Below are 25,207 nucleotides of genomic sequence, written 5' to 3'. Positions count from 1 at the left end.
CGACCACGCCCACTTGAACCTCGACAAGTGCCGCATTCGCAATGGAGTGTGGCCGAGTAAAGTCCACGCTTGAAAGGGCTCCACCCACCACTCGACGGGTGGGCCCCACGAGTCGTGGAGGCTGTCTCATGACCCTGCACATCGACGACGTCGGCCTGCTCATCCTCGCCGTCGGGCTCCTCGTCGGCTACGCCGTCTACAAGCACACCAGGGCCGCCGGGGCCGCGTCCAAGGGGGACGTCGTCGGCGCGATCGGCGCCGCTGCCGCGACGATCACCGCGCTCTTCCTGCTGTTCGGCGGGGGCGGTTCCGCGTCCGCCGAGCCCGCCCCCCGACCGACGGGACACGCCCTCACATCGCACCAGGTCAGCGCGGTGCTGCCGGAATAGGTCCGGTCCGGACGGGGCCGCCGTCGGGACCCGCTCCCATGAAAAGGATCTTCCCTTGCGGCAAACGGCCGAATCCGCCCTCTTGAGAAATCCGCCGCGCATTGCATGGAAGTCTTGACCAGGCGTCATGTCTCGTGTTGCCAAGGGGGACTGTCCTAGTAAAGTCCCTGCTTGACAGCAGCATGTAGCCGTTGTCATTCACATGTCCATTCCACATGGCTTCCCCAAGGACGGTGCCGTGAACACTTCAGCATCCCCCGCGACCAGCTCGGTCAAGGCCCACCGGGTTCCGCTCGGCAAGATCGACGTCCACACCGCGTCCGCGGCGACGACGCTCGGTCGCGTGCTGCCGGCCGAATCTGCTCGTCCGGTTCAGGCCCCGATCTTCAACTCCGCACTCTGAGCCGAACTCGGCGCTCTAGACTGGTGGAATGACCGGCCTGATCGCATTTCGCGAGATCGTCCTAAAGGTTCACAGCAGATGCGATCTTGCTTGTGATCATTGCTATGTCTACGAACACGCAGATCAGAGCTGGCGAGCCCGGCCGAAAGTGATCTCCCCCGAGGTTATTTCGCATACCGCGTCCAGGCTCGCCGAACATGCCCGTGACCATGCACTCCCCTCCGTCACGGTGATTCTCCATGGAGGGGAACCCCTGTTGGCGGGCACGTCCCGGCTCCGCCTCGTGTGCGAGGAGTTCAGCCGGGCGCTCAGCGGGATCGCCTCCCTCGACCTGCGGATCCACACCAACGGACTCCAGCTCAGCACCCGTTACCTCGACCTCTTCGACGAGTACGGCGTCCGGGTCGGCATCTCCCTCGACGGGGACCGCGCCGCCAACGACCGCCACCGCCGCTTCGCCGACGGCCGTACGAGCCACCCGCTGGTCCTCGCCGCCGTCGCCCTGCTCCGCTCCGAGCCGTACCGCCACCTCTACCAGGGCCTGCTCTGCACCGTGGACGTGGCCAACGACCCCGTCGCCGTACTGGATGCGCTGGTCGAACTGGAGCCCCCGCGCGTGGACTTCCTGCTCCCCCACGCCACCTGGGAGGCACCCCCGGCCCGCCCCGACGGCGCCCCCGACGCGTACGCGCGCTGGCTGCTGCGGATCTTCGACCACTGGGACCGGCTGGGACGCCCGGTGCCTGTAAGGCTCTTCGAGTCCCTGCTCTCCACCCTGCGCGGCGGCCCCAGCCTCACCGAGTCGCTCGGCCTCGCGCCCACCGACCTCGTCGTCGTCGAGACCGACGGCACCCTGGAACAGGCGGACTCCCTCAAGAGCGCCTTCGAGGGAGCCGCGGCCACCGGCTTCAACGTCTTCGACCACGCGTTTGACCAGGTCGCGGCCCATCCCGGGGTCCGCGCCCGGCAGCTGGGCCTCGCGGGCGTCAGCGACTCGTGCCGCCGGTGCCCCGTCGTACGTTCGTGCGGGGGCGGGCTCTACACCCACCGCTACCGCGACCGGAACGGCTTCGACAACCCCTCCGTCTACTGCACCGACCTGCGCGAACTCGTGGACGGGGTCGAGGGCCGCACCGCTCCGCGGGAGACCGCGCCGCAGCTGACCGACCCGGCCGAACTCGCCCGCTCCCAGGAGGAACTGACCCGGATCCTGCTGGCCCGGCTGCACGCGGACCTCGCCGCCGACCCCGGCTGGGCGCACGCCTGGGAACTGCTGACCGCCGTGGAGGGGGCCGGGGAGGCGGGCCCGGACGCCCTGGACGCCGTACTGGACCACCCCTTCACCCGGACCTGGGTACTGGCGGCCCTGGACGCCGCCCGCGACGGCAGGCAGGACGCACCGGAGGCGGCGCGCAGGCTGACCGCGCTGGCCGCCGCCGCCGTGCTCCGCGGCGGGCTGGACCTGCCGGCCGAGGTGGCCTACCGCGACGGCGAGGTGTACCTGCCGACGCTGGGGCTGCTGCGGCTCGGGGAGCCCGGCACGGAGGGCCGGGCCGCGCTGCACGTCACCGACGGGGGGTACGCCGTACGGGACGGCCGCACCGAGCACCGCTTCGGGCCCACGGCGGGGGACGCCCGCTGGCAGCCCGTACGCACCTGGTCGCCCGGGCCGGACGCGGCCCCGGTGGCCCTGGAGGACCTCGACCCGTACCGCAACTGCTTCCCCCGCCCGCCCAGGCTCCGCCTCGGCGCCGGGGAGGCCGAGGAGTGGCGGGGCAGGCTGGACCGGGCGTGGGCGCTGCTGCACAAGGCGGTGCCGGACTTCGCCCGGGCGGCGGCCACCGGGCTGACCACGCTGACCCCGCTCGCGGGCGGCCCGCGGTCGGGCGGCTGGGGCGAGGCCGGGCGGCACGGGCCGGGAGCGCTCGGGGTGCCGTACGCGGCGGGGGTCCGCGAGACCGCGCTGGCGCTGCTGACCGGGCGGCGGCGGACCAGGCTGCGGGCGCTGACCGAGGTGGCCGACCTGTACGCGCTGGACGGTCAGTGGCAGCACCGTTCGCCGTGGCGGGAGCGGCCGGTACCGGTGTCCCGGCTGCTGGCGGACGTGCACGAGCGGGTGGCGGTGGAGGCGTACCGGCGGGCCACGGCGACGCCCGAACCGGGCGGCTCGGACCGGATCCACCAGGCCCTGGACCAGCTCTCGGAGGCGGCCGAGCTGACCGTCACCGGGAAGAGCCTGGTGGCGGAGCTCCGCTACGAACTGAAGACGGTCGACGCGTGACCGCGCCCTCCCCGGCGCGGTTCTCCGCGCCCTCCTCCGTGCCGTCCTCCGCGCCCGGCAGGCTCCGGCTCGCCGTGCAGTTGCGGCTGGCCGGGGTCCGCCCCGGCATGCGGCTCATGGTGCACTCCTCCCTCGGCGGGACCGGGCTGCGCGCGGAGCTGCTGCGCGACGCCCTGACGGGCGTCCTCGGGCCGCGCGGCACCCTGGTGGTCCCTGCGTTCACCCCGGAGAACTCCAAGACCTCCACCGCCCACCTGGAGCGGATCCGCGGTCTGGACGAGGCCGGGGTGCGGGCCTTCCGCGAGCGGATGTCCGCTTTCGACCCGGCGAGCACCCCGAGCCAGGGCATGGGGTCCCTGGCGGAGGCCGTCCGCACCGCGCCGGGCGCCGCGCGCAGCGCCCACCCGCAGACCTCCTTCGCGGCCCTCGGGGCGGACGCGGAGCGGCTGTGCTCGGGGCATCGCCTCGAAAGCCATCTGGGGGAAGAGTCACCCCTGGGAAAGCTGTGCTGGGAGGGCGGGCAGGTACTCATGATCAATGTGGGGTTTTCGGTCTGCACCGCTTTCCATCTCGCGGAGTACCGAATTCCGAAGCCCCCCTTGCGCATGTACGAGTGTGTGGTGAAGGTGAACCTTCCGGGGCCGCAAAGGCACCGGCAGGAGGGGGCGTGGACCGCATACGAGGACGTCGCGCTGGACGACGGCGATTTCACGGAGATCGGTGACGCGTTCCCGGATTCACGGGTGCGCAGGGGGCGGGTGGGAGGTGCGTCGACCATGCTCTTCTCCCTCCCGGAGGCCGTCGATCACGCCCTTGACTGGATGACCGAAAACAGACGCTGATTGACTGAACGATGAGGGGATGTGGCGAAGCAGCTCCGGAATGATGTTTCTTCGCTTCGCATCTTCGGGACGGGGGTCGTGTGCCCGCATCAGGGGAGCCGTACTTTTTTCTCAGTTACGCACATACACCGAGGTTCGGGGCCGGGGGCCCCGACCCGGACATGTGGGTCGAGCGCCTGTTCCGTGATCTCTGCGGGCATGTCATGGCGCTGACGGACCTGCGCGCCGGGTACGACGTCGGGTTCATGGACCGGGAGATACGCAGCGGCGAGGGCTGGTCCGAACGGCTCGCCCGGGCACTCGCCAACTGCCGGGTCTTCGTTCCCCTGTTCTCGCCGCGCTACTTCGCCAGCGAGATGTGCGGGAAGGAGTGGTTCGCCTTCGCGCAGCGCGCCGTCCAGCACGGCGCGGTCAGCAACAAGCAGGCCGAGGCCATCGTGCCCGCGTTATGGGTGCCGGTGCCGCCGGAACAACTCCCCGGCCCGGCCGAGCGGTTGCAGTTCAACCACAACACCTTCGGCGAGCGCTACGTCACCGACGGCCTGTACGGGCTGATCAAACTGCGCGGTTACGCCGAGCAGTACGAGCAGGCCGTGTACGAGCTCGCCCGGCGCATCGTCCAGGTCGCCGAGACCGCCCACCTGGACCCCATCCGCCCGCTGGACTACCGCAACGTTCCGAGCGCCTTCGGCTCCAGCGGCAGTCCGGCCCGCACCCTGCACGTGACCGTGGCCGCCGCCTCCCGGCACGATCTGCCCGATGGCCGCACCCCCGAGTACTACGGGGACACCGCGCTGGAGTGGAATCCGTACCATCCGGTCGCCCAGCGGCCCATCGCCTACGTCGCCGAGGACCTGGTCAAGAACCTCAACTACCAGACCACCATGTCCTCCTTCGACGACGAGGCCGGGCACCTCGACAGCAAGCAGCTGCCGACCCGGCCGGAGATCCTGATCGTCGACCGGTGGGCGGTGGAGGACGAGCAGCGGCGCCGGCGCCTGGCCGCCTTCGACCGGGAGCCCCGGCCCTGGGTCAACGTGGTCGTGCCGTGGAACCGGTACGACCACCAGAGCCGGTCGAAGGAGAACGAGCTGGCCGACCGGCTGGAGAACACCATGCCCAAGACGATGAGCCAGGGCCGGGCCGCCTGCCGGGCCGCCGCGAACGGCGTGGCCAACGTGGAGACCCTCGGCCAGATCCTGCCGCAGGTGGTCGAGGCCGCCGCCCAGCAGTTCCTCAGACACGCGCAGCCGTATCCGCCGAAGGGCGACACCTCCATCGAACGGCCCCGGTTGCTGGGGCCGATGGGGATGAACGGGCCGCCAGGGCCGCCATCGCCCCGTGTCCCGTTCCCGCCCGACTCCGACCGGCACCGGGCCGGGCCGGCGGGGGCCGGCCTCCACGACAACGACGACAACGACACCGACCGGGGGGACGCGGATGACAGCGAGCAGTGACAACAGCGGCAGCGACAGCGACAGCCGTGACGGACGCATCGTCACCTTCTATTCGTACAAGGGCGGCACGGGCCGCACCATGGCGCTGGCCAACACCGCATGGATCCTGGCGGCGAACGGCAAGCGGGTCCTCGCCGTGGACTGGGACCTGGAGGCGCCCGGCCTGCACCGCTTCTTCCACCCCTTCCTGGACCCTTCCACGCTGGGGGCCACCACCGGGGTCATCGATCTGATCAGCGAGTACGCCTGGGCGGCGACCAGCCCGGTGCAGCGGCCCGACGACTGGCACAAGGACTACGCGCGGATACAGCCGCACGCCGTCTCGCTCACCCCGGAGACCCACGGCTGGGAGTTCCCGGACGGCGGCACCCTGGACTTCGTCTCGGCGGGCCGGCAGAACCGCGAGTACTCGGCGACCGTCTCCACCTTCGACTGGGACAACTTCTACGACCGGCTCGGCGGGGGGCTCTTCTTCGACGCCTTACGCGCCGACATGAAGCGGAACTACGACTACGTCCTGATCGACAGCCGCACCGGTCTTTCCGACATCGCCGACATCTGCACCGTCCACCTCCCGGACGTCCTGGTCGACTGCTTCACCCTGTCCGACCAGTCCATCGACGGCGCCGCGTCCGTCGCCCGCCAGATCGACGAGCGGTTCAACGACCGCGGCATCAAGATCTACCCGGTCCCGATGCGCATCGACGAGGGCGAGAAGGAGAAGGCGGACGCCGGCCGGGCGCTGGCCCGGATCAAGTTCGACCGCTTCCCGAACGGCCTGGTCGGGGACGAGCTCACCTCCTACTGGGGTGCGGTGGAAATCCCGTACCGCCCCTACTACGCGTACGAGGAGACCCTGGCCACCTTCGGCGACGAGGCCGGGCTCACCAACTCCCTGCTCTCCGCCTTCGAGCGGCTCACCGCCGTGGTCACCGAGGGCCACATCACCTCCATGCCGGTCATCGGCGAGGAGGTCCGGCTGCGCATCAGGGACGCCTTCACCCGGCGCCGCCCGGCGCTGCCCGCCGACCTGTTCCTGTCCTACGTCGCCGAGAACCGGATGTGGGCGGACTGGATCGAGTCGGTGCTCACCCGGGCCGGTTTCCGGGTCGTGCCGAAGGACGTCTCAGCCGAGCGGGCCCCGGGCGCGGCAGCCGGGGACACCCTCGGGGGCGCGGGCATCAGCATCGACACGGCCGCCCGGACGGTGGTGCTGCTCTCCTCGGCCTACCTCAAGTCGGCCCGGGCCGTGGACGTGTGGGAGCGCGCGGCCGCCGAGGACCCGACCGGGGGCCGGCGCCAGCTGGTACCGCTGAGGGTGGGCGACGTACGGCTCTCCACGCCGTACATCGACCGCAACCCGGTGGACCTGTTCCGGCTCGACGAGGTGCACGCGACGACCGCCCTGCTGCGCGCGGTGGAGCGCCCCATGGCCCTGCCCGACAGCGGCAGCAGTGCCTCGCAGCCGGGTCCCCGCTTCCCGGGGACCGTCCCGAAGATCTGGAACGCGCCGCCCCGCAACCCCGGGTTCACCGGGCGCAGCATCGTGCTGGAGCGGATGCGCGACCAGCTCGGCGGGGGCATGGCCGTGGTGCTGCCCCAGCCGCAGACCCTGTTCGGGCTCGGCGGCGTCGGCAAGACCCAGGTGGCGCTGGAGTACGTGCACCGGTTCATGGCCGACTACGACCTGGTGTGGTGGATCTCCTCGGAGCAGACCGACGACGTGGTCGCGGCCCTCGCGGAGCTGGCCGTGCGGCTGGGCGCGCAGACCGGCGAGGACATGGCGGCCGCCTCCCAGGAGGCGATCGACCTGCTGCGGCGCGGGGTTCCCTCCTCGCGCTGGCTGCTGGTCTTCGACAACGCGGACGATCCGGAGACGCTCAAGCGGTTCTTCCCGCCGGGCGGGCCGGGCCATGTCCTGGTGACCTCCCGCAACCAGTCCTGGTCGCAGTACGGTGACGCGCTGCCGGTGGACGTGTTCCTGCGGGAGGAGTCCATCGAGCACCTGCAGCGCCGGGCCCCGGGGCTGAGCAAGGACGACGCCGAGCAGGTGGCGGTGGCGGTGGGCGACCTGCCGCTGGCCGTCGAGCAGGCGGGTGCCTGGATCGCGGAGACCGCGACCCCGGTGGGCGCGTACATCGAACAGCTGGCCCAGCAGGCGGCGAGCGTCCTGGGCCTGAACCAGCCGCCCGGATATCCGGAGCCGGTGGCCGCCACCTGGAACATCTCCATCGAGCGGCTGCAGTCCCGTTCCCCGGCCGCCGTGCGGCTGCTCCAGCTGTGCGCCTTCCTGGCTCCCGAGCCGATCTCCGCGAACCTGCTCTACAGCAAGGAGATGATCGACGCCCTCAAGCCGTACGACGCCTCGCTCCAGGAGAAGCTGGTGCTGGGCCGGGTGATCCGGGAGATCGGCCGGTTCGCGCTGGCCAAGGTCGACCAGGTCAGCAACAGCATCCAGGTGCACCGGCTGGTCCAGGCCGTGATCCGGTCGCAGATGCCGGAGGAGGACCAGCGGGAGGCCCGGCACGCCGTCCACCGGATCCTGGCCGGCGCCCGGCCGGACGACGACGAGCCGATCGACAACCCGGAGACGTGGCCGCGGTTCAACACCATCTGGTCGCACCTCACCCCGTCGGAGGCCCGGTACTGCAAGGAACCGGAGACGCGCAGGCTGCTGATCGACCGGGTCCGCTACCTGTGGAAGCGCGGCGATTTCAAGGCCGCGTACACGCTCGGCGAGGAGCTGCGCGAGGCCTGGAAGGAGATGCTGGGCAACGACGACCTCCAGTACCTGTACCTGCGCTTCCATCTGTCGAACATCCTGCGTTCGCAGGGCCGGTTCGTGGAGGCGAAGGAGCTGGACGAGGTCACGCTGGAGCGGCAGAAGGCGGTGCTCGGCCCCTCGCACCCGCACACGTACATGACCATGAGCGGGCTGGCCAACACGCTGGGCGCGCTGGGCCATTACGGACAGGCGATGGAGCTGGCGACCGACGCGCACGAGGGCTTCAGCCAGATCTTCCACGAGGCGCACCCGCGCACGCTGGCCGCCGCGAACAACCTGGCGCTGAACCTGCGGCTCGTGGGTCAGTACACGAGGGCCCGGGAGATCGACCAGGAGGTGCACGACCTGCGTACGGAGGTGCTCGGGCCGGAGCACCCGTACACCCTGTCCTCCGCGCAGAACCTGGCCCGCGACCTGCGTGAGGTGGGCCGGTACGAGGACTCGGTGCAGCTGCTCAGCCGGACGTACGACACCTACAAGCGGACGCTGGGGCGGACGTTCCCCGGCACCCTGTCGGCCGCGAAGAACCTGGCGGTGTCGCTGCGCCGGGCCGGTCAGCTGGAGGACGCCCTCCGGCTGACCACGGCCACCCGGGCCCGCTACCGGGCCAAGTACACCTCCGTCAACCCGGACCTGCTGTCCTGCGAGCTCAACCTGGCCTCGGACCTGTTCGCGACCGGGGATCCGGGCGGGGCGCGGGACCTGGCGCAGGAGGTGGTGGACGAGTACATGAAGGTGCCGGGCGAGCGGCACCCGTACACCCTGGCGGCCGTGAACAACCTGGCGGTCTTCCACTGGGGCACGGGCGCCGCGGAGACGGCGGAGACGATGCTGCGCCAGACGATACGGGGGATGCGGGACGTCCTCGGCGACAACCACCCGCACACCGTCTTCGCCCATCTCAACCTGGCCAACACGCGGGCCGACCTGGGCGATCCGGAAGGCGCTCTGGAGCTGGAGCGGCTGGCTGTGATGCGGCTGCGCGAGGCGCTCGGGGCGCACCATCCCGAGACCCTGGCGAGCAGCTCCAACATGGCGGTCAGCCTGGACTCGATGGGCCGCAAGGAGGAGGCGGCCCGGCTGCGGGCGGAGGCGGTGTCCGAGCTGACCCGGCTGCTCGGTGAGGACCACAGTCTGACCCGGTACGCGCGCGACGAGCGGCGGGTCCACCGCGACCTGGAGCCTCTCGCCGTCTGATCCGACGGCGGGCGGCGGGGGCTCCGCGACCGCGGGGCCCCCGCCGCCCGCCACCCGACAGCAGGGGGGCGCTGTGACCGACAGCATGACCTTTCGAAACGAGGACCTGCCGGCCCTCTTCCACCACACCGACCAGGCGGCGATCTCCCGGCAGCGGGAGTCCACCCAGGCCACCCGCGCCCAGTTGCTGCTGCTGGTCGCGGCCGCGGCGGCCGCCGCGCTGCCCGCCGGGCCGAAGCTGGGCTCGATGTACCTCTTCGGGTTGCTGAGCGTGCTCGCGTACGTGGGGGTGCTGGGCGTGGGCATGCGGGCGACCCGGCGCCGGGCCCGCCCGCAGTGGCAGCTCAACCGCAGTGCGGCGGAGTTCATCAAGTCCCTGGCCTGGCGGTACGCGGTGCACGGGGCGCCGTTCGGCAGTGAGGTCGCCGCGCCCGAGGCGACGTACCGCACCCGGCTGGAGGCGGGTCTGGCCGAGCTGCGGAAGATGGGCTGGGATGATCCGCGGGCTGCCGGGGCGGTGCCGGAGGGCGGGGAGATCACCGGCGCGATGCAGCGGCTGCGCGGGATGGACTACCAGGCGCGACGCGAGACGTATGTCCGGGACCGGCTGATCGAGCAGCGCAACTGGTACCGGCGGCGCACGGAGGTGTCCCGGCGGGCGACGAACCTGTGGTCGTGGACGATCGTGCTGCTGACCTGCCTGGCGCTGCTGTTCGCGCTGCTGGGGTCGTTCGGTTCGGGTCCGGGGCCGAGGCTGACCGCGCTGCTGAGCGCGGCGGCGGCGGCCGGGATCGCGTGGAACGAGGTGCGCCGGCACCATCCGCTGATCGAGGCGCACACGCTGATCGAGCAGGATCTGGCGGCGATGATGGTCGTGATGCAGACGACCATCACCGAGTCGCAGTGGCCTTCTTCGGTGTACGAGACGGAGCGGTACGTGTCTCCGCAGCACACGGACTGGCTGGCTCGGCACAGCAGTTGAGGCGCTGGTGGTGGGAGGGTGTGGCTCAGTCCCGGGTCACGCCCTCGCGCCAGATGACGGTGACGGGTTTGCCGAGCGCCCGCGCGTAGGCGACGATCTCGGCGGTGCCGCCGTGTCCGCGGGCGGGCTGCCCGTCCCAGACGGCGACGAGCCGGTCGCAGGAGTCGGCGATGTAGGTGCCGGCGGCGTAGTAGGCCTCGTCCGTGGAGCGGGCGAAGTCCATCCGGACCTCCTGGGCGGCCCGGTTCTTGAGGCCCCGGTAGCGGGCGAGGGCCTCGGCGCCTTCGAAGGCGTCCTCGTAGTCCCCGCTGGGGATCACCACGGTGAGGTCGGCGCCGTGCTCGAGGGCGATGGCGGCGAACAGCTGGTCCGCTCCCTCGGCGAGGCTGGAGAAGGCCTCCAACGGTCCTTCGTGGCCGCCCAGTACGGCGCGCAGTCCGCTCTCCACATGGCCGAGCACCGAGTCCGGAATGGCTCGGTGCCCGGTCACGCCGATTCGTTTCATGCAGAAACCAGCCTCCCCCGTGGACACGGTCGCCTGGAACATCCTCCCAGAAGGCGGGAGGACGTCCAGGGGTGCGACGGGGGCGCGTGAGTCACCGTCAGTAGACGCTGACACCGTAGGCGTTGAGGGCTTCGACCACGGGCTGGAAGAAGGTCGTGCCGCCGGAGGAGCAGTTGCCGCTGCCGCCGGAGGTGAGGCCGACGGCGCGGGTGCCCGAGTAGAGCGGGCCGCCGCTGTCGCCGGGTTCGGCGCACACGTTGGTGCGGATCATGCCGTAGACGATGTCGCCGCCGCCGTAGTTGACGGTGGCGTTGAGCCCGGTGACCCGGCCGCTGTGGATGCCGGTGGTGGAGCCGCGCCTGGTCACCGACATGTTGACCGTGGCGTTCACGGCGCTGGTGATGTCCTGGCTGCCGACGGTCCCGGGGGGCACCGGCGTGTTGCTGGCGTACTTGATGAGGCCGTAGTCGTTGGTCGGGAAGCTGGATCCGACCGTGGAGCCCACGACGGTGGTGCGGGCGGAGTTGCTCCACCAGGTGCCCGCGCCGTCGGTGCAGTGTCCGGCGGTCAGGGCGTAGTAGTTGCTGCCGCTGCGCACGTTGAAGCCCAGCGAACAGCGCCAGCTCGTGGCGTAGATGGCGTCGCCGCCGGACACCAGTTTGGTGAGCTTGCCGGGGATGCGTTCGATGCGCAGGGCTGCGACGTCGGCTCCGGCCTCGCGCTTGATTCTCGCGATGCCGGCCTCGGAGACCGTGGAGTCGGCGGAGACCACGAGGGTTCCGGTGGCGGGGTCGGTGTGCCAGGCGGTGCCCGCCACGTCGGCGCGCAGGACGGATGCGCCGGCCGAGGCGAGCCGGGCGGCGCTGAATGCCGTGTCCTTGCCGTCCCGGCCGGAGTCCGCGCTCGCGGCCGTGGGGACGGCGAGCGCTGCGGCGGCGGCCAGGCCGGTGGCCGCCGCGAGCAGCCTGGTACGGGTCATGCGCTTGATCCTCACTTCTCGTCCTCCTGGAGAGGGTCGGGGGCCCGGCGGTTGTGGGGGTGCCAGAGCCCGTGAGGCGCAGCCGGGGGCACGGCGAGCGCATGAACTTTGGCCGTGCCCCTGACAAGCGCTGTCGGGAGTGTCCTGTCGTCAGATACCGGTCGCAAGAGCGGCTTTCAGCCTCCGCTCGCCCGCCGCCACCTCGAAGGGCAGCGTGTTCCCGGGCGGCGGGAAAGGACAGATGAAGTGGTCCGCGAAGGCGCAGGGAGGCAGCAGGGAGCGGTTGAAATCCACCGCGATCGCGCCTCGCGCGTCGGGTATGCCGGGCTTCAGGAACCGGAAGCGATAGCTGGAGCGCCCGGCGGTGGCATCGCCGAAGACGGCCCAGAGGCTGCCGTCGTCGGCGTCGACGGCGACCTGGAGGGTGTGCTCGGCTCCGCCGAAGGAGAAGACCAGCTCCCCGCCGAGGCCGAGCCCGCGCGCCCGCCCGTCGGCGTTCTCCACCCGGACGCTCCGGTCCTCGGCATACGGACGGAATCGCCCCGGCCGGACGAAGGCGGGGTCGTAGGGGGTGGCCTCCAGGCCGGCATGGGCCCGGCGGGCCTCGGAGGCGGGATCGTAGACGCGCACGCCCCACTCGCCCTCGCGCCGGATCACCACGATCCGGAGCTCCCCGGCGGAGAGCCGGGAGCGTGCGGGTGGGTTCTCGTCGGCGCCCAGTACGACGTCACCCGTGAAGGGCTCGCCGTCGAGGCGGTAGGAGTCCCCGGCGGTGGCGGCCAGAGCCACACCGGTCCCCGTCCGGCGCCAGCGCCCCGGAACGGCCGGAATTCGACCTTCCGGGTAGTCGGCGAGCCAGTAGGTTCCGGTCAGCGCAAGAGGGCCGTAGGGCGCGGACACGGCCGCCGCCCTGCGCTCGTGCCATTCCCGCCACGCGGCGTGCGGGTCGTCTGCGTCGTCGCTCATCCCGCTCAACCCTTCCACACGGGTCCGGACGGGAATCCCTGCGTACGCCGTCCGGACCTGTGAAATCTGAAAGAGCCTCAGCAGTCGCAGCCGCAGCAGTCACAGCTGCAGCAGCCGTCGCCACCGCCACCGCCGCCACCACTGCCGCCGGAACCGGAGCCGTTGCAGCAGTCGCAGGACTCGCAGCACTCACAGGCGTCGCACCATGGGTCCCGCTTCTTGCGGGACCAGGGGCCCTCGTGCTCGGTGCAGCACATCTGACAGGTGCAGAAGAGCCCGATGGCCACCGCGCAGCCCGCGAGCAGTCCGCGGCGCGGCCGCTGCGGGGGCGGCGCGCCACCGAATCCGCCCGGGCCCGTGGGCGGCATCCCCGGGCCGCCCGCTCCACCGCCGTACGGGGCCCCGCCGTAGGGGTTCTGGCCGTACGGGTTCTGGCCGTAGGCGTTCTGGCCGTACTGGTTCCCGCCCTGGCCACCGTACGGCTGGCCCGCGTACGGGTTGCCGCTGCCGCCCTGACCTGCGGAGGCCGTCGCCGTATGGCCGCAGCTGCCGGTGCCGAAGGCCCGGTCCACCGAGGTGCGCAGCTCGTGCACGAGCAGCCGGTGGGCGAGCCCCGCGTCGGTGAACTCGACCTCGCGCAGGGCCAGCCTGATGCCGTGGAGGGCGTCGTCGCAGAGCCTGCGGGCCTCGGTGAGCGAGGTACCGGTGGCGGTGAGCGGGTTCCAGGCGCCCGCGACGGCGTCGGCGCCCTGGTCCTCCACCGCGTCCAGCAGGTGCGCGAGCCGGCCGAAGTACCGGCCGGCCTCGGCCAGCGCGGGTGCGTTGCCTGGCCGTCCGGCCAGCTGCGCGGTATGCGCGAAGGCAGCGGCCGTCGCGGTCTCCGTCGGCTCGGTCACCACGAGCACGGGAGTGCCGGGGCCCGCAAGCGTCTCGATGCCCGCCTGCCGGTCCACGGCGTCGACGAGCACGGCGGTGTCGAAGCCGAGCGAGGCCCCGGTGCGGGCTCCGGCCCGGTCCCAGCCGCGGGCCACCTTGCGCGCGGCGGCGGCGATGGGAGCACGGGCCAACAGCCCGTCCCGGTCGGCCACGTGGTCGCGCACCTTGGCGGAGGCGAGCACGAGCGAGACGGCGGCGGCGAGCCGCGCCCCCTCGCCCTGGGCCACGGAGGCGGTGCGCATCCCGCGCAGCGGGCAGGGCCCGGCGGTGCGGCGCGCCTCGGGCGCGGTACCCGACTGAGCCTCCGTCAGAACGGAGACGAGCAGCCCGTCATAGTTCGTCACGATCCGGGCGAGCTGTCCGTGATCTCCCCGAAGTGCCAGGCACAGCCCGCACAGATGGGCCATCCACTCCGCCTTGAACCGCTCTCCCAGCCGGTGCGCGCAAGGTCTCACTATGCCGAACAAGCTGCTTTCCCCCGTGTGTCGTACGCGTGCCTGCCGGGCATCGTATCGACCCGCGCGTTTCACCCGTACGTCCGCATCGCTCACCCGTACGGCGGCTGCGGTCGTATTTTCACTCAGTCAGCAGTGGTAGCCGTCAGGATCCTTGACCGTGCAACGGATGTTCTGCACCAGTACCGTCACGAAACCCCTGCGCGGCGACTATCCACTTGGCGCGTTGTCAGCATCATGGACGAGCATAGGGGCAGCGGAGAGAAGACAGACTGACCGCGGTGAAAGGAGGCAGTCCATGGGTTCGGTGCGCAAGGCGAGTGCCTGGCTGGGTCTCGTGGAGGACAGCGACGACGAGCGCTACTACGACGACGACTACGCGGAGGCCGCCCAGGGTTCGGTGGCCGGCCCCGGCGAGCAGTGGGTCACCGACCCGCGGGTCCGCGTGGCATCCGAGTCGGCCGTGGAGCACGGCCGTCGCATCGCGACGGTCACCCCGGACGGTTTCCGTGACGCGCGGGGCATCGGCGAGCTGTTCCGCGACGGGGTCCCGGTGATCGTCAACCTGTCGTCGATGGACCCGGGCGACGCGAAGCGCGTCGTCGACTTCGCGGCCGGACTGACCTTCGGGCTGCGCGGTTCGATCGAGCGGGTGGCGACCAGGGTCTTCCTCCTGACCCCGGCCGACACCCAGATCGTCAGCGGCGAAGCGGGCGGCCGCTCACGCGACTTCTTCAACCAGAGCTGAGCAGGGCTCTCACCGGAAGGCGTCCAGGCCGGTGAGCGCCTTGCCCAGCACCAGCTGGTGCATCTCGACGGTGCCCTCGTAGGTGAGGACCGATTCGAGGTTGGTGGCGTGCCGCATGACGGGGTATTCGAGGGAGATCCCGTTGGCGCCGAGGATGGTCCGCGCGGTGCGGCAGATCTCGATGGCCTCGCGGACGTTGTTGAGCTTGCCGAAGCTGATCTGCTCCGGCCGCAGGGTGCCCGCGTCCATGCGCCGGCCCAGGTGGTGGGCGAGCAGGATGCCCTTGTGGAGTTCCAGGGCCATGTCCGCCAGTTTGGCCTGGGTGAGCTGGAAACCGCCGATCGGCTTGCCGAACTGCTCCCGCGTCCTCGCGTAGTCGAGCGCGGACTCGAAACTGGCCCGCGCCGCGCCCATGGATCCCCAGATGATCCCGTACCGCGCGTGGCTGAGGCAGCCGAGCGGCCCCTTGAGCCCGGTGACCAGCGGCAGCACCGCGTCGGCGGGCAGCCGTACGTCGTCCATCACCAGCTCGCTCGTGACGCTGGCCCGCAGCGACCACTTGTGCTTGATCTCCGGCGCGGAGAACCCGGGGGTGTCGGTGGGCACCGCGAAACCGCGGATCCCCTCGTCGGTCTGCGCCCACACCACGGCGACCGCCGCGACGGAACCGTTGGTGATCCACATCTTGCGGCCGTTCAGCACCCAGTCGGTGCCGTCGCGCTTGGCGTAGGTCCGCATCGCCGCGGGGTCCGATCCCACATCGGGCTCGGTCAGCCCGAAGCAGCCGATCAGCTCGCCGGCGGCCATGCCGGGCAGCCAGCGCTGCTTCTGCTCCTCGGAGCCGTACTTCCAGATCGCGTACATGGCGAGCGATCCCTGCACCGACACGAGCGAGCGGATCCCGGAGTCGGCGGCCTCCAGCTCCAGGCAGGCGAGCCCGTACTGCACGGCGCTGGCACCGGCGCACCCGTAGCCCTGGAGGGACATCCCGAGCGCTCCGATGCCACCGAGCTCCCGGGCCAGCTCGCGGATACCGGGCAGCTCGCCGCTCTCGTACCACTGCGCGATGTTCGGCAGTACGCGGTCGGCGGCCCAGGCGCGGACGGTGTCCCGGACGGCGAGGTCCTCGGGCCCGAGGAGCTCGTCGAGCCCGAGCGGATCATGGGGCAGGAACGCGGACACTGGGCCTCCCGGCGGCCTGAGACAGAACCTAGCAGCGCAAGTTTTGCGCTCGCCCGAAGCTATTCGCCCGGGCCGGGCAAATCCAGCCCCCACCGATCCGGCCCCGCGACTTCAGCCCGGCCGCACCATCCCGGCCCCGTCGGCGTTCGAGGCGCGGGGGTCCGGGGGCATCGCCCCCGGCAACGGCGCCGCACCGGCGGGCGAGACCGTCAGCCCGCCTGCTCGACCGGGGCCGGGGCCGAAGCCGCCCGCACCTCGCCCTTCGCCTGCGCGGGCAACCGCACCGCCTCGCCGGCGGCCGGCGCCGCCTCGTCCTCCGCCGCCCCGCAGTCCATCACCCGCGGCAGCTTCAGCGCCATCACCGCCCCGGCGAACAACAGCACCGCGCTCACCAGCAAGGTCACATGCAGTCCGTGCACGAACGACTGCCGCGCCGCCGCGTACAGCGAGGCCCCCGCCGGCCCGCCGAGGTGCGCCGCGATCTGGTAGGCCTCGCCCAGAGAATTCGCCGCGCCCGCCGAATCGGCCGCCGTCACCCCCGGCACGCCCACGAGCCCCGGCCGGTACGCCGCGTTCATCACGCTGCCCAGCAGCGCGATGCCCATGCCCGCGCCCAGCTGGTACGAGGTCTCGCCGATCGAGGCGGCGCCGCCCGCGGTGGCCGCCGGGGCCTCGCTCAGCATCGACTCGTACGCGGCGAACAGCGTGGTCTGCAGCCCGAAACCGAGCAGGATGAAGCCGATGGTCAGCAGCAGCGGCCGGTCCTGCTGGCCCATGAGCGTCAGCAGCAGCACGGCGCAGGCGGTCAGGACGAAGCCCAGCGACACCATCGTGCGCGGCCCGACCCGCCCCAGGGTGTACGAGCCGGTGGCGCCCGCGGCCATCGCGGCGAAGGTCAGCGGCAGCAGCCGCAGGCCGGTCTCCAGCGGGCTGAGGTGCAGCACCAGCTGCAGGTACTGGACGGCGATCAGCTCCAGGCCGACCAGGGCCAGCATGGCGAGGACGATGCAGGCGACCGAGGTGGAGAAAGCGGCCCGCGAGAACATCCGCATGTCGATCAGCGGGTGCTCGCGCCGCTTCTGCCGCCGCACGAACAGCACGAGCAGCACCACGCCCAGCAGCAGCGGGAGCAGCGCCTCGGCGTCGAGGAGCCGGCGTTCTGCGCCCAGCCGCTTGATCCCGAGCACCGCGCCGAGCACTCCGGCGACGGCCATCAGCGCGCCGAGCACGTCCCACGGCCCGTCGGCGGATCCGCGCGACTCCGGCAGCAGCCAGCGGCCGAGCGGCAGGATCAGCGCCATCAGCGGGATGTTGATGAGGAAGACCGAGCCCCACCAGAAGTGCTGGACGAGGAAGCCTCCGAGCACCGGGCCGCTGGCCGCGCCGATGGCGGCGACGGCGGTCCAGATGCCGATGGCGAGCGCCCGCTCGCGCCGGTCGGGGAAGACCTGCCGCAGGATCGACAGGGTGGCGGGCATGATCATCGCGCCGCCGATGCCGAGCAGGGCGCGCGCGGCGATCAGGACCTGGGCGTTGTCGGCGAGGGCCGCTATCGCGGAGGCCACGCCGAAGAGCCCGTAGCCGAGGAGGAGGATGCGGCGGCGGCCCACCCGGTCACCGAGGGTGCCGAAGAGGATGAGCAGCGAGGCGCAGACCAGTGGGTAGGCGTCGACGATCCACAGGAGCTCGATCGAGCCGGGGCGCAGGTCCTCGGTGACGGAGGGGACGGCGACGTGCAGGATCGTCGCGTCGAGCGCGACGAGGACCAGGCTGACGCAGAGCACCGCCAGGACGACCCAGCGGTTGGTCCCACCGGAGGCGGCGTTCAGCCGCTGCCAGGGGGAAGGGGTCCGGACCCCGGCCGCGTTCGTCCCCGACATGCATGTACCTCCCAGGTGATCCCTCGCGCTCGGCGGACCAGCGTCTTGTGGAGCCACGGGGGGTGGTGCGCTGTGCGGCGTCCAACGGGGTCCGGCATCGACACGCGAGTGAACGGTCAGCGTACGCGAGTTCGTCTGGCCGACACGTGGTCAAGCTCTCATCCCGGCGGCGGCCCCGGTGTGGCGTATGCCACTCCCTCCGCCGTCCCCCTCCCCCCGTGTACACGCGCGCTCACGGCCCGTGGTTTCCGCACGCCACGTTCCCTGCCCCTTGAGGGGCGTATCTCCGGCTCCACCGATAATCATGCGTGTGGAAGATCTTGGATTTCGCCGGGCCGCGCCCGCGCTGGCCGTCTTCGCGGCGGTCCGGCTGCTCGGGCTGACCGTGCTCGCGGCGTGGGGCGCGGCGGTCGGCAGCAGCCCGCACACGCTGCTGTCGGCCCGCTGGGACTCGCTCTGGTACGCCCGCATCGCAGCGGAGGGGTACGGGTACGAGGTGCTCCTCCCGAACGGGGACGTTCACTCGAACCTGGCCTTCTTCCCGCTGCTGCCGTGGCTGGAACGGGTGGTGTCCGCCGCGACCGGGTTCTCGTACGGCTCCTCGGGTCTGGTGGTGTCGGTGGTCGCGGGGCTCGCCGCGGCCTGGGGGATCTTCGCGGTGGCCGATCTGGTCCACGGCCGCCGGGCCGGGGTGTTCGCGGTCGCGGTCTGGGCGGCGCTGCCGGTCGGGATCGTGCAGTCCATGGCGTACAGCGAGTCGCTGTTCACCGCCCTGGCCGCCTGGGCGCTCTACGGGGCCCTGCGCGGGCGGTGGCTGACGGCGGGGCTGCTCGCCGCCGGGGCCGGACTGACCCGCCCGGTCGGCGCGGCGGTGGTCGCGGCGGTGTGGGTGGCCGCGGCGATGGCCTGGCGGCGCGGGGAGCGGTCCTGGCGGACGGTCGCCGGGGTGCTGCTGGCTCCGGTGGGCGCGGGGGCGTACGTGCTGTGGGTCGGCGCGCGCACCGGGGGCGGTCTGCTGGGCTACCTGGACGTGCAGGGCGGCTGGGGCAACGGCTTCGACGGCGGCTGGGCGTTCGCGGGGTTCATCGGGGCGAAGCTGGCCTCGTCCGCGTTCCTCGCCGGGGTGGGGCTGATCGCGGGGGTCGTGCTGGTGCTCTGGCTGTACGCGAAGTGCGTCCAGCAGCGGCAGCCGGTGCCGCTGCTCGTGTACTGCGGGATCGTCGTGGCGCTGGCGCTGTGCGCGTCCGGGTACTTCGGCTCCAAGCCCCGGCTGCTGCTGCCCGCCTTCCCGCTGCTGCTGCCGCCGGCGGTGGCGCTGGCGCGGTGGCGGACCGGGCGGGCGGCCGCGGTGGTGGGCGCACTGGCCCTGGCCTCGGCGGTCTACGGAGCGTTCTGGCTGAACGGCTCGGGTCCTCCATAGAGCCCCCACGTCACGGAATGGGTGATTCCGGTCCATCTTTCAGCAAAAGAAATGGCCCCCGAGGCAATAAAGTCCGGATAAGTGACCGAAACAATTCACCGGGGCAGTGGATCAAGCGGCCGCCAACCTCTGTCGAAATAACGGGAATTAAGTCCCGCGTGAGACCAACTCCACATCACATGGTCATCACAAAGCCCGCGATTCGCCCGGGCCGACCATCGACGGGCGGTAACGTCGATTGAGTGCGTACCGACCAAATCCTGACCCGTCTGGAGCGGGTGTTCGCCCGGCTGGACCGGGAACCAGAGCGACCGGCTCATCTGCAAACCCCGCAGATGAGCCGGCACCGCGTCGTACTCCTGGGATCGACCCTCGCCTTCTATCTCGCAATCGTGGTCGCCGTACTGACCACTTCCTGGCTGGTCCGCCTGGACTGGCAGATCATGTTCTTCCGGCCCTACGAGCAGTGGCCGCAGCTGCACGCCTTCCTCGACTATCTGGTCGTGCTGGGCCAGCGCGGACCCACCGCGGTCATGGTCGCCGCCTGGCTCGGCTGGCGCTCCTGGCGGCAGCACACCCTCCGCCCGCTGATCACCCTCGGCGTCGCGCTGCTGCTGCTCAACATCACCGTCGGCTCCGTCAAGCTCGGCCTCGGCCGGCTCGGTCCGCACTACGCCACGGAGATCGGATCCGCCGAACTCTTCGCCGGTGGCGATATATTCCCTTCCGGTCACACCGCCAACGCCGTGGTGACGTGGGGAATCCTGGCCTACCTGGCCTCCACCGGGGTCACCCGCCGGGTGCTGTCCGTGGTGTCCGCGGTCGTCTCGCTGAGCGTCGGCGCCACCACCGTCTACCTCGGCACCCACTGGGTCAGTGACGTCCTGCTCGGATGGTCCGCGGGCCTGCTGATCCTGCTGGCCCTCCCCTGGTTCGAGCCGCTCATCGCCCGGACCGAGGCCTACGTCTTCGACGTGCGCGAGCTGCTGCGCCGCCGCGCCGAGACCGGCCGGATGCCCGCGCCCGTCGTCTCCGTACTCACCCCGCTGCTCTCGGCGGGCGGCAAGTGGCAGTTGCGGAGCCCCGCCGAGACCGCTGCCGCTGCCGCTGCCGCTGCCGGGGAGCAGGTCCCGCAGCCCGTCACGGCCACCGTGGCAGTGGCGGCCACCACGGCCACCACGAGCGCCACGAGCGCCGCGACCACCACGAGCGCCGCGGGCAGCGTCACCGCGCACTCCCCCACCGCCCGGCCCGCCGTGCACCCGGCCGGCCGGCCGCACGTGATCCGCTCCGAGCGGACCCCGGTCACGCCGGTCGGCAGCCGCCGCCCCGCGCACACCGAACGGGCCCCCGCCCGGGGGGCCGCGGCCCGTCCGGTGGCCGGCGGCTGACGCCCTCCCGCGGGGGCGGTACGCACCCCCTCCCCCCGCGATGCACGAAGGCGGGCCAGGTCCTCGGACCCGGCCCGCCTTCGCCGTTCGTCAGCGCCACGCCCGGACGTTCGTCCGTCCCGGGTCACGCTTGTGTCACAGAATATCAACAGCCGCAAATTGTTTACCGGTCCGCGACACGCCCGGGGTTCAGGTGGTTTGGAATTTGCGCCGAACCCTGCCGAATTCCTGTCCGGGATTGCCACGATCCTCTTGGACCAGACCAGTTGAATCCCCCTCAGCTCCCCTACATTTCCTTCACTTCTCCGGCCTCCACGGCCCTGCCCAGGAGATCCCGCGCGGCCCTGATCCGATCCGTCAGCTCCGGCGGCTCGACCACTTCGAACTCACAACCGAGCAGCATGACGTGAATCACCAGAACGTCCAGGTTGACCGCCCCGGTGCGCAGCAGACAGCTCTGCCCGTCGACCGGTTCCAGGACCCCGTCGCTCGGCCCGATGATCCGTGCCGCGTCCTGTGCCGAAACCTTCAGCCGCACCACCGCGCGGGCCGCGTACACCCGCTGCGAGACGCCCTCCGAGACGTACGCGGCGAGGTCCTCGGCAGGTGCCGGGCGCGGGGTGAACCGCGGTCCGTGCGGAGGTCTGGGCTCGATCCGGTCCGCGCGGAAGGTCCGCCACGCCTCCCGGTCCAGGTCCCAGGCGACCAGGTACCAGCGCCGCTCGGTGCACACCAGCCGGTGCGGTTCGACGGTGCGGCGGCTGACGTTCCCCTCGTGGTCGCGGTACCCGAAGCGCAGCCGCTCGCCGTCCCGGCAGACCGAGGCCAGCTCGGTCAGCACCGAGGGGTCCACGGTGGACCGCTGGGCGCCGCGCAGCATCGGTACGGTGAACTCGTTGAGCGCGGACACCCTGCGGCGCAGCCGCGACGGCAGCACCTGCTCCAGCTTCGCGAGGGCGCGTACGGAGGCCTCCCCGATGCCCTCGACCCCGTTCCCGGCGGCGGTCCGCAGGCCTACGGCGACGGCCACGGCCTCGTCGTCGTCCAGCAGCAGCGGCGGCAGCTCGGCCCCGGCGCCCAGCTGGTAGCCGCCGCCGGTCCCGGGGCTGGCGTTCACCGGATACCCGAGCTCCCGCAGCCGGTCCACGTCGCGCCGGACCGTCCGCGCGGTGACCCCGAGGCGGTCCGCGAGATCGGCCCCGGTCCATTCGCGGTGGGCCTGCAGGAGGGACAGCAGACGCAGCAGTCGTGCGGAGGTGTCGAGCATCCCCAGAGTCTGCCAGCGTGCCGCGGCCGGCCGGGCCTCAGCAGACCAGCGGTGGTGCCTCGGCGCCGCTGAGCTCGACGAGTGCGCAGAGGGTCTTCACGGAGACCTTCCAGACCCCGTCCTCCAGCACCACGGTCCCCTTGCTGCCGGGCAGTACCGTCTCGTCGCCGACCTTCAGGTCGTAGGTCACCTCGGCCTCGGTGGGCGAGGTGAAGGTGACACCGGTGACCTCGACGGAGGTCCTGGCCGCTTCGGCACCGGCCGAGAAGCCGTCCAGCAGCACCTTGAGCAGGTCGCCGTGCTGCAACAGCCCGGCCTTCTCGTCGGTCGGCGTCTTCGGGTCGAAGAACGCGGTCCAGTTCTTCTCGATCTGTTCCTTGGCCGCCGCGGGATCCGCGGGCCCGTCCGCGTCCGGCAGGATCAGGACCGCGGCGGACGGTGGGCCCGGGGGCCCCGCCGCCACCGCGGGCGCGGACCACCCCACGGCCGCCGGAACGGCCAGCAGGACCGCGGCCGCCGTGCAGGCCGCGGCCCGTACGGGTGCGCGGGGGTGTACGTGTGGGTGGGCGCGTGGGTGTCTGCTCTGGAGCATCTGGCTCACCACCGGTGTCCGGGCGAGCCGTTCGGCTCGTCGTTTCCAGGGTCGGCGCCCTCACGGCATCGCGCAACGCGCGGCCGGCCGGGGCGGCCCGGGCTGCCCCGGTCAGGGGCGCGGGGCCGCCGGAGCGGTGACCGGCACCGGCACCGGCGCGGTGACCGGCCCCGGCACCGGCGCGGGCGTGGGCGCCGGCCCGGCCGGGACCTGCGGCGGGGCGGCGGGCTCGGGGGCCGGGAGGGCCAGCAGCATGCCCACCGTGAGGGCCTCCGGCTTCGGCCCGATCCGCTCCCGGTTCGCCTCGTACAGGGCCCGCCAGCCGCCCCGGACCCGGTGCTTGCGGGCGACCGACACCAGCGTGTCGCCGTCCCGCACCGCGTGCATCCGGCCGGCCAGCCCGTACCGCTTGGAGCACACCGGCCACGCGTTCCAGCCCTGCGAGCCGAGGACGTCCTCCGCGACCCGGATCTGCTGCACGCGGCTGGCCAGGTCGGCCCGTTTCGCGAACGCCAGTCCGCCGAACTCCTCCCACGTCGGCTGCCAGAACTGCAGCCCCCCGTAGAAGCCGTTGCCGGTGTTCACCGCCCACCGCCCGCCGCTCTCGCAGTCGGCCACACAGTCCCAGGGCCATTCCCCGCCCGGTCCGCAGTCCCCCGGCCCGTCACCGATCACACCGGGCGAGCCGGGGTGCGCCGCCCCGGCCGGCCCGGGCGCCGGTGGGGGCGGAGCCGCGGCCGCGGCCGCGCGGGGCAGTACGAGCGCCAGCACGGCGGCGAGCACGACGGCGCCGCCGGATACGGCCCGACAGGTCCGGTGGTTGGGCATCGGGTCACGCTACGCAGCCCCCTGCGGCCCCCTTCGGCCCGCCACGCGGCAGGTCACCGCACCCCACCCGGTCGGCCGACCGCCACCACCGCCCCAAACGACCACACCCGGGCATCAACTGAGCACAACCAGAAAACAGTTGGCATGAAAGCGAAGCTCCGGTCGCACGGTTCACCCTTCCGGGGGCCAGGTTCGAATCCGTTCCCTCAAATGGCGTGACCCCGGCCGCCGCCCGGCCGTTGAGCCCGGCGAGCCGGGAGCCTCCCGGACCCGCACCTATGCCGAGGAGCCACCCCGTGCCGCGCATGCTCGACGTCAGTGATGAGGTACGTGCCGAGATCGGTGACGAAGAAGCCGACAGGCTGCTCGTCGGCGAAGACGCGCCGCGCAGTTACGACTGCACCTCCTGCCGTACCCCGGGCGACCCCGAGAACGACCGCACCAGCACCGTGCTGTTCGTCGGCGAGGAGACCGCCGTCCTCGCCTTCGCCCACGCCACCTGCATCCCCTCGCAGGTGGTGTCGGTCTCCGAGGAGCAGCTCCAGGGCGCCGTCCGCAGCATCACCGGTGACAGCCCGGCCGCCGCCGGCGGCCCCGGCGCCGCCCCGCAGAACGTGCCCGGCGGCCAGGCCGTCCTCGGCATCACCAGCGGCCTGATCCTGATCGCCGGGGAGCTGCACCCCGCCCTGGTCGTCGAGCCGACCGCGCCCATCGCCCGCCCCGGCAGCGACGGCCCCGGCGACGACTTCCTCCCGCTCCTGATCGAGCAGGGCTTCATCCCGGTCACCGACACCTCCGAGGTCCCCACCGTCCTCGGCGGCTGGTCGGTCCTGCTCGCCGCGGGCCAGCTGCACGCCGTGCTGCAGCCGGGCAACGACGGCGGCGGCCAGGTCGCCTGGTGGCAGGCGCACCAGGCGCTGTCGGTCACCGACGGCTGGCGGGCCGCCGTCAACAAGACCCAGCGTGTGCTCATCTACGCCGCCCCGGTCGGCTCCATCGGCCAGCAGCCCCGTGAGGACCTGCTGCGCGACGCGCTGGACAAGGCCGCCGCCGCGGGCAAGCTCGTGGCCGCCGCGATGCCGCTGGCGGGTACGCCCGGCGCCTGACCCAGCCGGTACGAGAACGGCCGCCCAGCCCCCCGCCGAGGGGGCCGGGCGGCGTGCGCCGGGGGTGTGCGGTCCGTCCCGCACACCCCCGGCGATCTGCGTTTCGTCCCCTGTCACCCCGCATCCGCAGCGCGCCGGTTTCGTTGGCTGGTACGTGCATTCATACGACTCCTCCCGCGCCCCGTCCTATCCGAGCACCGTCCCCGCGATGCGTCCCGCACGGGACCTGGACACCCCTCCGGCCGTCTCGCACACCCCGATCTACGACACGCTGTACTCGGAGTACCTGCGCGCCTTCCGGGCGCTGCCGGGCGACCGTACGGGCGAGGAGGACCACGGGTTCACGTCCTTCTCCTACGGGGGCTCGTACACGAGCGGCAGCTCGTACGGCAGCGGTTGGAACGGTTCCGCGTGGCAGCGCGTCGACGGCTGGCAGCCCTCGTACACCCCGCAGCCGCTGCCGGCGTACTCGTACGCGGGCAGCCCCGGATACGCCGACGGGCGGCAGCACCAGACCGGGATGATGCACATCCCGGCGGCCCTGCCGCCCGCTCCGCGCCGGGGTTACTGACCCCGCCGAGTCCGCCGGAGTCCCCGCCCGGTCCTACTTCTTCTT

General features: G+C 72.1%; 21 protein-coding genes. 12 read left to right on the top strand and 9 right to left on the bottom strand.

All coding sequences use genetic code 11. The features are described 5' to 3' along the window. Positions 1 to 128 precede the first annotated feature (128 nt). The 7 genes from KO717_RS28175 (at position 129) to KO717_RS28145 (ending at position 10,336) form a co-directional block, all read left to right on the top strand. Positions 129 to 389, top strand: coding sequence for a hypothetical protein (locus KO717_RS28175; protein ID WP_301372112.1), 261 nt, complete (start codon positions 129 to 131; stop codon positions 387 to 389). Between the two features lie 238 nt (positions 390 to 627). After that, entirely contained in the window at positions 628 to 792 is a 165-nt protein-coding gene (gene fxsA / locus KO717_RS28170) for an FxSxx-COOH cyclophane-containing RiPP peptide (RefSeq protein ID WP_094744751.1), read from the top strand. A 28-nt stretch (positions 793 to 820) separates the two neighbouring features. Further along, on the top strand, positions 821 to 3,073 hold the full coding sequence (gene fxsBH / locus KO717_RS28165; RefSeq protein ID WP_301372111.1) for a radical SAM/SPASM protein FxsBH, inactivated beta-hydroxylase extension form: 2,253 nt from the start codon (positions 821 to 823) through the stop codon (positions 3,071 to 3,073). Between the two features lie 107 nt (positions 3,074 to 3,180). Further along, entirely contained in the window at positions 3,181 to 3,915 is a 735-nt protein-coding gene (locus KO717_RS28160; RefSeq protein WP_437184659.1) for an aminoglycoside N(3)-acetyltransferase, read from the top strand. Positions 3,916 to 3,995: 80 nt separating this feature from the next. After that, a complete protein-coding gene (locus KO717_RS28155) occupies positions 3,996 to 5,372 on the top strand; it encodes a TIR-like protein FxsC (protein ID WP_301372107.1) in 1,377 nt (458 codons plus the stop codon). Next, positions 5,356 to 9,354: an FxSxx-COOH system tetratricopeptide repeat protein gene (gene fxsT / locus KO717_RS28150; RefSeq protein ID WP_301372105.1), complete on the top strand. Its 3,999-nt coding sequence runs from the start codon at positions 5,356 to 5,358 to the stop codon at positions 9,352 to 9,354. The genes KO717_RS28155 and fxsT overlap by 17 nt, the downstream gene beginning before the upstream one ends. Positions 9,355 to 9,439: 85 nt before the next feature. Beyond that, complete coding sequence (locus KO717_RS28145; protein ID WP_301372103.1) at positions 9,440 to 10,336, top strand: DUF4231 domain-containing protein; 897 nt, start codon at positions 9,440 to 9,442, stop codon at positions 10,334 to 10,336. Positions 10,337 to 10,361: 25 nt separating this feature from the next. On the opposite strand, the gene KO717_RS28140 is transcribed toward KO717_RS28145, so the two are convergent. The 4 genes from KO717_RS28140 to KO717_RS28125 all read right to left on the bottom strand — a co-directional run bounded on the left by KO717_RS28140 (position 10,362) and on the right by KO717_RS28125 (position 14,189). Further along, positions 10,362 to 10,841, bottom strand: a complete 480-nt coding sequence (locus KO717_RS28140) for a hypothetical protein (protein WP_301372102.1) — start codon at positions 10,839 to 10,841, stop codon at positions 10,362 to 10,364. Positions 10,842 to 10,938: 97 nt separating this feature from the next. Then, positions 10,939 to 11,835, bottom strand: coding sequence for a S1 family peptidase (locus KO717_RS28135; RefSeq protein WP_437184589.1), 897 nt, complete (start codon positions 11,833 to 11,835; stop codon positions 10,939 to 10,941). 135 nt (positions 11,836 to 11,970) lie between these two features. Continuing rightward, the gene (locus KO717_RS28130) at positions 11,971 to 12,786 is read right to left on the bottom strand and encodes a DUF1684 domain-containing protein (RefSeq protein ID WP_301372098.1); all 816 of its coding nucleotides are present in this window, start codon (positions 12,784 to 12,786) and stop codon (positions 11,971 to 11,973) included. Between the two features lie 77 nt (positions 12,787 to 12,863). Further along, a complete protein-coding gene (locus tag KO717_RS28125) occupies positions 12,864 to 14,189 on the bottom strand; it encodes a DUF5685 family protein (protein ID WP_301372096.1) in 1,326 nt (441 codons plus the stop codon). A 286-nt stretch (positions 14,190 to 14,475) separates the two neighbouring features. Here KO717_RS28125 and KO717_RS28120 point away from each other — a divergent pair, with 286 nt between their 5' ends. Next, complete coding sequence (locus KO717_RS28120; RefSeq protein WP_052875748.1) at positions 14,476 to 14,925, top strand: cell division protein SepF; 450 nt, start codon at positions 14,476 to 14,478, stop codon at positions 14,923 to 14,925. A gap of 9 nt (positions 14,926 to 14,934) precedes the next feature. Here the strand turns inward: KO717_RS28120 and KO717_RS28115 are convergent, their stop codons facing one another. Then, positions 14,935 to 16,107: an acyl-CoA dehydrogenase family protein gene (locus tag KO717_RS28115; protein WP_189739730.1), complete on the bottom strand. Its 1,173-nt coding sequence runs from the start codon at positions 16,105 to 16,107 to the stop codon at positions 14,935 to 14,937. Between the two features lie 209 nt (positions 16,108 to 16,316). Then, positions 16,317 to 17,987, bottom strand: coding sequence for an MFS transporter (locus KO717_RS28110; RefSeq protein ID WP_301372091.1), 1,671 nt, complete (start codon positions 17,985 to 17,987; stop codon positions 16,317 to 16,319). 304 nt (positions 17,988 to 18,291) lie between these two features. On the opposite strand from KO717_RS28110, the gene KO717_RS28105 reads away from it, so the two are divergent. Together KO717_RS28105 and KO717_RS28100 are read left to right on the top strand one after the other, a co-directional pair. Further along, the gene (locus KO717_RS28105; protein ID WP_437184588.1) at positions 18,292 to 19,407 is read left to right on the top strand and encodes a hypothetical protein; all 1,116 of its coding nucleotides are present in this window, start codon (positions 18,292 to 18,294) and stop codon (positions 19,405 to 19,407) included. A 242-nt stretch (positions 19,408 to 19,649) separates the two neighbouring features. Then, on the top strand, positions 19,650 to 20,798 hold the full coding sequence (locus tag KO717_RS28100; protein ID WP_301372086.1) for a phosphatase PAP2 family protein: 1,149 nt from the start codon (positions 19,650 to 19,652) through the stop codon (positions 20,796 to 20,798). A gap of 286 nt (positions 20,799 to 21,084) precedes the next feature. On the opposite strand, the gene KO717_RS28095 is transcribed toward KO717_RS28100, so the two are convergent. The 3 genes from KO717_RS28095 to KO717_RS28085 form a co-directional block, all read right to left on the bottom strand. After that, complete coding sequence (locus tag KO717_RS28095; RefSeq protein ID WP_301372084.1) at positions 21,085 to 22,065, bottom strand: helix-turn-helix transcriptional regulator; 981 nt, start codon at positions 22,063 to 22,065, stop codon at positions 21,085 to 21,087. A gap of 37 nt (positions 22,066 to 22,102) precedes the next feature. Next, the gene (locus KO717_RS28090) at positions 22,103 to 22,657 is read right to left on the bottom strand and encodes a hypothetical protein (RefSeq protein WP_301372082.1); all 555 of its coding nucleotides are present in this window, start codon (positions 22,655 to 22,657) and stop codon (positions 22,103 to 22,105) included. A 111-nt stretch (positions 22,658 to 22,768) separates the two neighbouring features. Further along, positions 22,769 to 23,485, bottom strand: coding sequence for a transglycosylase family protein (locus KO717_RS28085; RefSeq protein ID WP_301372080.1), 717 nt, complete (start codon positions 23,483 to 23,485; stop codon positions 22,769 to 22,771). A 296-nt stretch (positions 23,486 to 23,781) separates the two neighbouring features. On the opposite strand from KO717_RS28085, the gene KO717_RS28080 reads away from it, so the two are divergent. Together KO717_RS28080 and KO717_RS28075 are read left to right on the top strand one after the other, a co-directional pair. Next, entirely contained in the window at positions 23,782 to 24,591 is an 810-nt protein-coding gene (locus tag KO717_RS28080; protein ID WP_301372078.1) for a hypothetical protein, read from the top strand. A gap of 208 nt (positions 24,592 to 24,799) precedes the next feature. Next, positions 24,800 to 25,162 carry a hypothetical protein gene (locus KO717_RS28075; RefSeq protein ID WP_367401545.1) on the top strand — a complete coding sequence of 121 codons (363 nt, stop codon included), beginning with the start codon at positions 24,800 to 24,802 and terminating at the stop codon, positions 25,160 to 25,162. Positions 25,163 to 25,207: the final 45 nt, after the last annotated feature.

Origin of the sequence: Streptomyces xanthophaeus (genome assembly GCF_030440515.1) — a bacterium.
GTDB classification, from domain to species: Bacteria; Actinomycetota; Actinomycetes; order Streptomycetales; family Streptomycetaceae; genus Streptomyces; species Streptomyces kutzneri.
This window is presented reverse-complemented; position numbering and strand designations above follow the sequence as displayed.

Coding starts and splice junctions, on each gene's coding strand:
- KO717_RS28175 (WP_301372112.1), top strand. CDS start 129: ATGACCCTGCACATCGACGACGTCGGCCTGCTCATCCTCGCCGTCGGG.
- fxsBH (WP_301372111.1), top strand. CDS start 821: ATGACCGGCCTGATCGCATTTCGCGAGATCGTCCTAAAGGTTCACAGC.
- KO717_RS28160 (WP_437184659.1), top strand. CDS start 3,181: ATGCGGCTCATGGTGCACTCCTCCCTCGGCGGGACCGGGCTGCGCGCG.
- fxsT (WP_301372105.1), top strand. CDS start 5,356: ATGACAGCGAGCAGTGACAACAGCGGCAGCGACAGCGACAGCCGTGAC.
- KO717_RS28145 (WP_301372103.1), top strand. CDS start 9,440: ATGACCTTTCGAAACGAGGACCTGCCGGCCCTCTTCCACCACACCGAC.
- KO717_RS28140 (WP_301372102.1), bottom strand. CDS start 10,841: ATGAAACGAATCGGCGTGACCGGGCACCGAGCCATTCCGGACTCGGTG.
- KO717_RS28130 (WP_301372098.1), bottom strand. CDS start 12,786: ATGAGCGACGACGCAGACGACCCGCACGCCGCGTGGCGGGAATGGCAC.
- KO717_RS28120 (WP_052875748.1), top strand. CDS start 14,476: ATGGGTTCGGTGCGCAAGGCGAGTGCCTGGCTGGGTCTCGTGGAGGAC.
- KO717_RS28110 (WP_301372091.1), bottom strand. CDS start 17,987: ATGTCGGGGACGAACGCGGCCGGGGTCCGGACCCCTTCCCCCTGGCAG.
- KO717_RS28105 (WP_437184588.1), top strand. CDS start 18,292: ATGCGTGTGGAAGATCTTGGATTTCGCCGGGCCGCGCCCGCGCTGGCC.
- KO717_RS28095 (WP_301372084.1), bottom strand. CDS start 22,065: ATGCTCGACACCTCCGCACGACTGCTGCGTCTGCTGTCCCTCCTGCAG.
- KO717_RS28090 (WP_301372082.1), bottom strand. CDS start 22,657: ATGCTCCAGAGCAGACACCCACGCGCCCACCCACACGTACACCCCCGC.
- KO717_RS28085 (WP_301372080.1), bottom strand. CDS start 23,485: ATGCCCAACCACCGGACCTGTCGGGCCGTATCCGGCGGCGCCGTCGTG.
- KO717_RS28075 (WP_367401545.1), top strand. CDS start 24,800: ATGCGTCCCGCACGGGACCTGGACACCCCTCCGGCCGTCTCGCACACC.